This window comes from Dapis hubbardiae BLCC-M172, from assembly GCF_050016015.1.
Classification (GTDB): Bacteria; Cyanobacteriota; Cyanobacteriia; order Cyanobacteriales; family Microcoleaceae; genus Trichodesmium.
Window position 1 is genome coordinate 1 of sequence record NZ_JBNHEQ010000238.1, and the last position, 10870, is coordinate 10870.

General features: G+C 36.6%; 3 protein-coding genes. 2 read left to right on the plus strand and 1 reads right to left on the minus strand.

Annotation, left to right across the window (positions count from 1 at the left end):
• Positions 1-406 precede the first annotated feature (406 nt).
• Positions 407-2902, minus strand: a complete 2496-nt coding sequence (locus ACP6PK_RS21995) for an HAD-IC family P-type ATPase (RefSeq protein ID WP_426562665.1) — start codon at positions 2900-2902, stop codon at positions 407-409.
• Between the two features lie 1647 nt (positions 2903-4549).
• Here ACP6PK_RS21995 and ACP6PK_RS22000 point away from each other — a divergent pair.
• Complete coding sequence (locus ACP6PK_RS22000) at positions 4550-7231, plus strand: DUF3536 domain-containing protein (RefSeq protein WP_426562667.1); 2682 nt, start codon at positions 4550-4552, stop codon at positions 7229-7231.
• Positions 7232-8652: 1421 nt separating this feature from the next.
• Entirely contained in the window at positions 8653-10062 is a 1410-nt protein-coding gene (locus ACP6PK_RS22005; protein WP_094676462.1) for a glycoside hydrolase family protein, read from the plus strand.
• Positions 10063-10870: the final 808 nt, after the last annotated feature.

Genomic DNA, 10870 nt, shown 5'->3' on the forward strand with positions numbered 1-10870 from the left:
AGAAATAGAAATCTTATTCATCTCTATTGCGACATACGCAATAGGAATTTTGACTCACTTCCTCTTTTGTTGCGGATATGGCAATAGGAGTTTTTGCCTATAAAATTCAGAGAACGGCTTTTAGTAAATCAGAAATAGAAATCTCATTCATATCTATTGCGATATACGCAATAGGAATTTTTGCTCACTCCATCTTTTGTTGCGCATATCGCAATAGAAGTTTTTGCCGACAAAATTCAGATGTCAGCTTTGAGTAAATCAGAAATTAAAATCTCATTCATCTCTATTGCTACATAAGCAATGGGCATTTTGACTTCAAGTGTCGTTAATTTTCTTTTATGAATTAGCAATTTGGAAGAGACCATGTACTTTTTTCCCTATTCCCTATTCCCTACTCCCTACTCCCTTAACTCAGATCGACACCTAAAAATTTGTCTAGAAGTTTGGCTCGCCATACATACCGTAGTAATAAACACCAAACTAAAGCTACCCAACTAATCGCAACATAATCACGGATACTCAGTAAAGATAATTCAAAAAATTGACGTAGAGGAGGAACAACCAAAATAACTATATAAACCCCTAACAAAACTAATGCAACAAAAGTATACCGCCAGTCACCACTATAAACTTCTCCACCCACCCAAGCTTTTGTTGGGGGCTTCAGAAAAGGCACTAACAATAGACCACATAAAATCATAATTGTAACTAGGGCGCTACGAGGAACCGAAAGAAATTTGTTAACTTGTTCAAGCTCAATAACTAAATCATTTCCTGAAAATGGTATTGCTAAATAAGTTAAATACACTCCTAAAGCTACAAGAGTAAGAGTCAAAGTAGCAGGTAAAGTAAAATGAAGTAGAGAGCGCACTATACTACGTCGAGGTAATATTCCTGGTTTAGCCCAAATCGGAATACAAAAAGTAGGAAATCCTACTGATATTAGAGTAACAACTGCACTGTGTTTATTTAATAGTGGGAAAGTACCGCCGATAAATCCACCAATAAATCCTGTAGCAAAAATCAATAGACTGACACAGAATACCCTAATCATAAATAATTTCAATACATCTTGTATACCATTACGAATCCGTTGTCCTTCCAAAAAAGTATGAGGCAAAGAGGCAAAAGAATTGTTCAATAGGACAATATCTGCCACACTACGAGTCGCCTTACTACCTCCTTCCATAGCGATCGCCAAATTAGCTTCTTTTAGAGAGAGAACATCATTAACCCCATCCCCAATCATCGCTACATAATGACCTTGATCCTTAAAATTACGGATCAGTTTAGCTTTTTGGCTAGGAGTGACACGGCCAAAAATTGTCTTAGATGCTGCTGCTTGAATAAACTGAGCTTCATCTAGTTTGGCTAATTCCCAACCAGAAATAACTTGGGTATCTGAACCAAGTCCTGCTTGTGAGGCCAAAGCACCTACAGTCTGAGGATTATCTCCAGAAATTACTTTGACTTCTATCCCTGCTTCCGAGAAACCCTTAATAGTCTCACGAGCTTCTGGCCTAAGTTCATCTTGAAAACTAATAATTCCTAGAGGAAAAAGTTCAGTAGGTAATTGTGGTTTTTCTAAATCTTGGTTTAAGCTATTAAAGTTGGGGTTATGAGCAAATAAAAGCACTCGGAATCCTGCCATTGTTAATTCTTGAATCTGCTGAGTAACTTTCGTACTGAGGGGTGTAACTTCAGCTAATATTTCTGGAGCGCCGAGAATATATGTCCCAGATGGTAAATTTTCCTCTTGACTGGCAAAGCTTATACCACTCCATTTACGAGCCGAAGTAAAAGGAATTTCAAAAATTAGAGGACGTTGACTTCCAGAAAAGACTTCTTGTAGAGCTTCAATAGTTTTATTTTTGGCAGTAGTATTAGCTGCATACTCACCTAATAGACTTCCCAAATTAATTTCATCAAGCCCTATGGGATAAATAGCTTGTAAACTAATACGGTTAGCCGTTAAAGTCCCAGTTTTATCCAAGCATAAAATATCTACATTACTTAATGATTCAACGGCATTGGCCTGCTGAATGAGAACTTCTTGCCCCACCATTTTGACTGCCCCTAGAGCATAAGCTAGAGTAATAGCCAAATAAAGCCCACTTGGTACTAGGCCAGCAATTACAGCAGCATATTGAACAGTGTCAGCAAATGTATAAAATCCAAAGTACCAATTAATAGTAACCAGTATCCACAGAAAGCATGACAAGAGTAAAAATACTCTGATGACTAAGTTAATTTCTTGTTGGAGGGGGGTGTAAATTTGGCGAAATGCTCTGGCACTAACTGTTAGTTGATAGGCCAAACTTTCGGTTCCTACTTTTTGGGCTTCATAGTAAGCAGTACCACTGACACAAAAACTACCAGAATAAACTGGTTGGCCAGCCTGTTTAGGAATTAGATCGGATTCCCCAGTTAAAAGTGATTCGTCCACTTCTATTTGGCCTTCTCCTACTATTTGTCCATCGACTACTATTTGATCTCCAGCATTGATTACTAATATATCTCCTATGACAATCTCACTGGGATCAATGTTTTTTTGTTTACTTTCTCGAATAACGGTAGCTAATGGTCTAGTTAATAGGGCAATTTGATCTAATTTTTGTTTAGCCCATATTTCTTGGCAAACACTGACTATGACGCCACCTAAAATAACAACGATCACGAGGAAAGCATCACCATAACGAGAAAGAGAAATTAAAACAAGGCTAATGCTGAGGAAAACGGTATTGATAAAGGTAAATAAGTTTTCCTTTAATATTTGGCTGTAGGAGCGACTTGTGTCTAGTTTGACATGATTTCCTAAGCCAGAAGCACGACGAGCTGTTACCTCATCTTCTGTGAGACCGTTAATGATTGAGGTATTATTGATATTGTGCCGATCGATCATGACATTTAGACTAATACCATTTCTGTGTAACAATGTACTTAATAATTCTTGCTTAAATCTTAATTGTGCCTATGATTACCATTTATATATTAAGTGCAACTTCATAGAGAAATGGTATTAAGTATAAAGAAATCTATGTAATCATAAATCAGGTGATCAATAATAGACATCTGGTGGAAAATAAATAAACCTTTTAGTTATATTAGCTAAAGAAAGAAAAAGTCACCAGAAAAAATCCTTTTTACTGCCTTTTTCGTAAAAATATCTTACCTGTTCCCAGTTAAGTATTCCCTGTTCCCGACCCCTGCAAAAAATCTAGATCTTTTTCACGCCTAGGTCTAATATATACTTTTGTGTTCTTTCTGCTCCTGTTGCCTTATCCTAGATATCTCTAAAGTTACTGACATTAAGTAAATGGCCTTTTTAGGATAATGATATTAGGAATTATGAATCAGCTAACGGAACAGTAGGTTTAATTATGTGTAGAAGTAAGAATTGTTTGAGGAAAATTTACTTGCTTTAGTGCTGTTTGCCTTGAATTTCCCTTGCCTACTTAACTAAATTTCAAATAATAGTGATTGTGAATATAGCGTTTCTCAAGCTTATGAGGTACACAAGCTCTTTAATTTCTTTTCTATTCCTGATTCCTCATTCCCTCCATACCTATTCCCTGTTCCCTAAAACAAACGAATTTTGTACCTCACGCTTCTTGGGAATTGCTATAGTGATTAACTGCCAGTTTTCGACATCATATCATGTCTGTTTAGAGACTGTTTGTCAAATAAGTATTAAGAAAGCATACGAGTGACTAAACATATATTCCTAGATTTAATAGCGACAAATATTTGTCTTGATTTATTCCTCCTTATTCCCTGTTCCCTATTTATATTTCCTGATACATTCAATCTCTTAATTAGTGATAAAAAACTTTCTCTTTCTACTACTCGTGATATATTATTTAATTTCCGCCTCTTATCCCTCCTGAATCAGGATTCAGGAGTCAGCATTTCTCAGGTTTTCAGTTAAAATTAACTGTTATAAAAATTTTCACAACCAATTTAGGATTGTTATAGCATTTTAGATAAATTTTTACTACATATTTCTGTTTCTTGTTCCCTATAAACACAGTGCTTTTAACATAATTTGATGAAATTGAAATGATTTATTTTTAATTTCTTAATCAAAAGTAATGTTACTAATTTACAGAGAAGTTATAAGTAAAGTTAAGTTTTGTCACTACAGTCTTGCTTTTTGAGTAGGGTAGGCTTTATGATAGGAATTAAGACCTAAGTATTAAATCTTTATTTAACTCTGCAAGCAAGTTTTCAACATTACTATTAGCGAAAACGATCGCCTACTAAAGTAAAGGCAAAAAAGGAGGAAATAGTATACTTTTGAGGTAGTTGTTGAAAGACTAAAGCTTGGCTAACTAATCAAGAGCATCTAAACACAATTTGCCTTTTATCACTCTGCAACAATGGCTAATAAAGAATAAGTGTAATTGAAATCAAAGAAAAAGAGAAAAACTAACCAAGAATTGGAATTAAACATCTAAATTAAATGTTTAAAAATAATCCTTAATCTTGGAGTGTCGCCATATTAGGGCGAACAAACTAATTTGTTGTTTTAAATGGAGAATGCGATCGCATGGTTTCCTCATCTGAGACAAACTTGAACCAAGTAAATGACTCTGTTCTAGAAGTTTCATTATCTGAAACAACCAATAATCAGATAACTTCTGTAGCACCTGTACATACTGCCACTGGCGTTTATGTCACCATCCACGGTCACTTCTATCAACCCCCCAGGGAAAACCCCTATCTAGACGCTATCGAACGTCAACCTAGTGCAGCTCCTTGCCATGACTGGAACGAGCGAATTTTACACGAATGCTATCGTCCTAATGCTTTTGCTCGCGTCCTCAACGACCGAGGAGAATTGGTGGGCATCGCCAATAACTACGAATATCTAAGCTTCAATATCGGTCCGACCCTAATGAGTTGGTTAGAACGCCATGATATGGAAGTATATCAAAAAATTATTGAGGCCGACCGGAAAAGTTGTCAACGACTTGATGGACATGGTAACGCGATCGCTCAAGCATACAACCACATCATCTTGCCCCTAGCCAACGAACGAGATAAATATACTCAAATTCGCTGGGGTAAAGAAGACTTCCGCTCCAGGTTTGGTCGCGACCCAGAAGGAATGTGGCTAGCAGAAACAGCCGTAGACTATCCTACCCTAGAAGTATTAGTTGCAGAAGGCATTCGCTTCATTGTTTTAGCTCCTTCCCAAGCAGAACGTTGTCGTCCATTTTCCAGTCCAGACAACCATGATCCAGAATGGGTCGAAGTAGGTGGCAGTCAAATCGATCCTACCCGGCCTTATCGTTGTTTCTTACGGGGTAGCGACAGTGACAATTCCACAGAAACTCCATACATTGATATCTTTTTCTATGATGGTCCGATATCAAGAGATATGGGATTTAATGATGTCCTCAATAGTTCTCATAATTTGGCCGGACGAATTGGCCAGGCAATACGGGGAGACCAACGTCCCTCACAATTAATCGCTGTTGCCACTGATGGTGAAACATTCGGTCATCATAAAGGCGGTACAGAAAAATGTCTTGCCTTCGCTTTCTTAGGAGAATTTCCTAATCGCAATTGGACAGTAACTAACTTTGCTCATTACCTCAGTATTAATCCTCCTACTTGGGAAGTTGCATTAAAACCAGTAACAGCATGGAGTTGTTGTCATGGTGTTGACCGTTGGCAAGATGATTGTGGTTGCGGTGGTGGTGGCACCTGGCATCAGAAATGGCGGAGACCATTACGAGATTCACTCAATTGGCTACGGGATCAATTTGTTGACATTTACGAAGACTTTGGTCGTCACTTCTTCAAAGATGTTTGGGCAGCAAGAGATGAATACGTTAAAGTAATTCTAGATCGCTCCACTGAGAACATTCAGAATTTCTTTTCTAAGCATCAAAACCACGACCTTAAAGAAGTAGAAAAAGTAGATGCTTTGCGTTTATTAGAAATGCAAAGACATTCTCTATTAATGTTTACAAGTTGTGGCTGGTTTTTTGATGAAATATCTCGACCAGAAGGTACTCAAATTCTCCGTTATGCTTCCAGAGCAATAGAATTAGCAGGTGATGTGGCAGGGGTACAATTAGAGAAAGATTTTGTGTCTCAACTTGCTTTTGCCCCCAGTAACGTAGATATCTTCAAAACAGGTGATGAAGTTTATCGACAGTTAGTTGCCACAGCTCAAATTACTTTGGAGCAAGTAGCAGCTCACTATGCAATTAATTCCTTATTTACTACTTATACTCGCGAACAACGAGTTTACTGCTACAACACTAAGCAACATGATTATCAAATGCGACGGATGGGTAATCTGAGTTTGGCAGTAGGTCAGCTACAATTAACTTCAGAAATTACACTGGAATGCAAAGAATTTGTTTTTGCTGTACTGCATTTAGGAGGATGGGATTTCCATTGCTGTATTCGACCATTTACAGGTCGTCGGGTTTATACAGAAATCAAAGAAAGCCTATTTGATGCTTTACAAGAAGGCAGTATTGCTAATGTAATTATGAGCATGGCTGAGTTATTTGGAAAATCTTCATTTGGTCTAGGGGATCTGTTTGCAGAGGAACGTCAACGGATAATGACTCTATTGAGTCAAGAAACTCTCAACCGCCTAGATCAATTGTATACTCAGGTGTACCGAGATAATTACAGCATAATGATGGCTTTCCGCCGAGATAATTTAGCTGTACCCCAGGAGTTACAGGTAGCTGCTGAAGTAGCATTGGGTCATCGGTTATTGACAAGTGCGCGAACTTTAGAGGGTGAAAGTAGTGATGGTAAGTTAAGTATTAGTCATTTGGCGGAGTTAGAAGCTCTTGCTAGTGAAGTTGGTCAGCAGCAATGTCGATTCCACAACCTGGAAGTTAAGGAATCTTTAGAAAGGCTAATTGTTAACTCACTCAGGCATATTTTGTATGATAATGAACCGGAGAATTTGGAATTAGATATCCAAGGTTTAGAGCGAATTGTTGAAGTAGGAAATAAATTAAATTTAGGTTTGTCATTAATTGGCGCTCAGGAGATTTATTTCCAATCTCTGGAAAGTCAAATTGTACCTCTTTGTTTGGGTTGTATTGAAAAGCGAAATAATCCTCAGCTACAACAAAATGTAGGAGATATTGGAGTAGAAAAAACCTGGGAATTACCTCAAATTCGCAAGTTATTACAATTGGGTAAGAAATTAGCAATTGATGTAGATCAGTGGTTGAATCAGTTGTATTAAAGCAGCGGTCAACATTCAGCACTCATTAGGAGGATGAGACATCCAAAGTGAGTGTTGAAATAGTTAATTAATAACTAATCTGTGTGTTGAAGTAATTTAGCACACAGTTTCTCCATAATTTATATCATGTCCGCTGGTATCGGAGGGTGTAAACCCCAGGGTTAATAAATACAGGAAATTTCAGTTTTTTCTGGCTCTTAAACTTTCTGTTGTAGGTAATTACCGAATTATTAATAATTAATAATTAAATAATTGTGGTTTAAAGCCTCCCCTTGGATAGGGGAAAAAGCGGTCGTTTAGCGTTCCGCACAACTTCGCACTTCGGCTGTCGCCGACATGTTTGCGGAGCATTCCGTCAGGAAATGCGGAGCATGACCTTAGGATGGGATGGCGTTTGCTAACGCAAAGCTCCGAAGTGCACCTTTGCGGAGCATTCCGTAGGAAAGCGTCCCGGAGGGAAAGGTTTCCCGCTCTTGCAGATCCACTGCCTCTTCCAGAGGAGCTGCGCTAACGCTAACGTTTTATATGTCGCGCAGCGTTAACGTTTGCGGAGCATTCCGTCAGGAAAGTTGTGCGGAACGCTAAACGCCATATCCAATCGACCAAGAGAAAAGTGCTAGGATATTTCCTTATCTTCAATTCCCGTGCGGCTTTAACCAGAGGTAATTATCAATTATCAATTATCAATTATCAATTATCAATTAATGAAAGCTCTATTCTATCATTTATAATAAGTATTTAGAATGACTTATTATTTAAAATTATACTGTTTGAATATCTGACAATATTTCTCATATTTCCCATCATTTTACCCATGAATTATTATGCTGAGGTAATCCTGCACCACTAGGGGATGTTAAGCTTAGCAAATTACTCAAGTTACTCTTGATAAACATACAATGTATAAATATACAAGTTTTTACAGTTTTAAGTCAAGAAATTAAAATCCGAAAGTCTAGTTATTGAAACTTAGACAATTTTAAAAAAAGGATGTTACGAATAATCAGCACTATTAAAATACTCGATCAGAAATGTATATTTGACGAAAAAAATAAATTATGACATAAAAAATGGTATCAAGCCTATTCATTATGATTCCTGACTTCTAAGAAATAGCCTAGTTATTTGTAGCAAACATTTATTAATTTGGTATTAGAAAAAACTGAATTAGAAAATATGCTTAAATTTAAGCATATATACCTTTTTAGAACGAAAAATAAGGTATATATGCCTAAATTATAGAGCGTATTATTAAGTGTAGTTCGTGTTATAATACATACCTGTAAATGCCTCAATTAATATCAAAAATGGCGGTTGTTTTACAAAGCTAGCGGTGGACAAGAGGCAGATAACCTTCTATTTTAAGTATATGTACTGTCTATATTGTCACTTTGTATCAGTTTTGTCGTTAGGTATAAATTATGAGTGGAGAAAATTTAATTCCTCAAAGTGGTCTTAATTTAATTAAGAAATTTGAGGGGTATCATGAAAAACTTTCTGATGGCCGAGCAAAAGCGTATCCCGATCCAATTTATGGGTGGGAAGTTGCTACCATTGGGTATGGGAGTACAAAATATCCTAATGGTAGTAAAGTTAGAAGAAACGATATTATTTCCCCTGCTGAAGCAGAGAAATATTTAGCCTGGGAAGTTGAAGAAGTTTGTAAACCTGTTTTAGAAAGAATCCCTACTTGGTCTAAGATGAATCCCAATCAACAGGGAGCTCTTTATAGTTTTGCCTACAACCTAGGTGCAAATTTTTATGGTGGAGCAAACTTTCAGTCCATTACAAGGGTTTGTGATAGTATTTCAAAGTGGGAAGATTTAAATTGGATTACAAAGCAATTTGAAAAATATCGAAACCCTGGTTCTGCTGCTGAAGTGGGTTTGCGGAGACGCAGATGTGCTGAAGCTAAACTATTTTGTAAACCTGTAAAAAATAGTGCGTTTGGTCAAAACAAAATAGACGAAAAAATGGAGGAAAAAATGGAAGTTACCACTGTAGGTTTTGTCCATTCAACCTGGTTAAAATCTAAACCTATACAATCTTCAGAATTATGGGATAATGAGAAAATACTTGTCAAACAACAAGAAAAAATCAAAGTCAAAGAAATATTGCCAGATGCTTACCAACATACTGTACTTACCTTAGAACATCCAAAATTAGCACATGATGGCAAAACCTATCTAGAAAAAGTTTATGCTTATACACCTCACCTAAAATTGAAACAACCAAAAAGTGAGAGGATAAAAAAGCTAGACGTACCTTATTTTTCTCAATTAGATAACGATACCCTTTATTTTGGTCCGGGAAGTCGCCAGTGCAATTTGACTTCTTGTTCTATGTTCTTAGCAGGTTTAAAGCCACAATTAAGGGAAGAATCAAGGCATGCTAACTACAAAGAATTTGAAAGTTTTTATGGTGAAACATTAGCAAAATATGGTGATACCACAGACCATGACGCACAGACTAAAGCATTAAGAGATTTCGGAGTAGAAACTTATTTTTCTTATACACTCTCTCATGCTGATTTAATGCTTTGTCTAAAAGCTGGATACCCAATAGTTTTAGGATTAGCTTATCATGGTAGCGGACACATGGTTGTAGCAACAGGATTTAATTTGGATAAAGAGGAAATTTTTATTCACGATCCTTATGGTGTTAGACATGGTGCTTCTGGTGTTTATGATATAGGTGTTAATGGTTCTTACGATCCTTATAGTTTTGCTACTTTGGAGCAAATATGGCTTGATCTAGGCGCTGAAGCAGGATGGGGAAGAGTTCCTATTGCTATAGATAATAAAAAGACTGGTTTACCTGACAACCTCTAAAAATAATATTAGCCTACTAAGATAATTGATAGTTATTGAGCTATTAGCATTTGTTCTATCAAAAACAAAATTTATCCACCTGAAAACGGAGGTGGATAAATTTTTTGATTTATTGTTTGATGAAGACTAGAATGCTACTAACTATTCTTTATCTAATACTTCAACAAAGGGGATTGGTATATAACCAAAGATACTACCAACAGTAAAACGATGCTCCAAGGAGCAAAAACAAAGCTTAAAAATAGACATATTAATGCCATCCCTGCTGTTCCTACTTTGACAATTTCTTCAGTAGTATTCGTATACATATAAACAGCCAAGAAAGAGATGACAAGACTCATTAACGAAACTGGAATCATCACAACTACCTCAAGTAATGCAGTAGTACGTTCCTTCGGGATAGATCCTTTAGTACAACTTAACCCAACCAAAAATAACAAGGTTTAAGCTTTTTCTAGAACCTTGTTGGATAGAGATATTTTAGATAGGTTTTTATTTTCAGCTAATATTTCTACCCCTACTTCCGTCTTTCTCAAAGTTTTGGTTAATCAGCCTTGAAGCTATGGGAAAGATGAACGGTTAATTTTGTTATTCTACCTAGTCTAACTTTTTATTGAACTTGTGTCAAGAAAAATCAATTTCTTTATATAGCACTACGTCTTTTGGTTAGGACAATAAATTTGGGTTGTAAAGGAACAGAAGAATGTCCTAAAGTATTTGGGTAGCGCTATAGAAGTCTATTTAAGGAATTAAACCATGTCCGGTTGAACACTTATAATTAAGATAGTAAGGGAGTAGGGGAGTAGGG

Bases quoted from the DNA above. Each gene is read 5' to 3' on its own strand.
- ACP6PK_RS21995 (WP_426562665.1), bottom strand. From the start codon at position 2,902: ATGATCGATCGGCACAATATCAATAATACCTCAATCATTAACGGTCTC.
- ACP6PK_RS22005 (WP_094676462.1), top strand. From the start codon at position 8,653: ATGAGTGGAGAAAATTTAATTCCTCAAAGTGGTCTTAATTTAATTAAG.
- ACP6PK_RS22000 (WP_426562667.1), top strand. From the start codon at position 4,550: ATGGTTTCCTCATCTGAGACAAACTTGAACCAAGTAAATGACTCTGTT.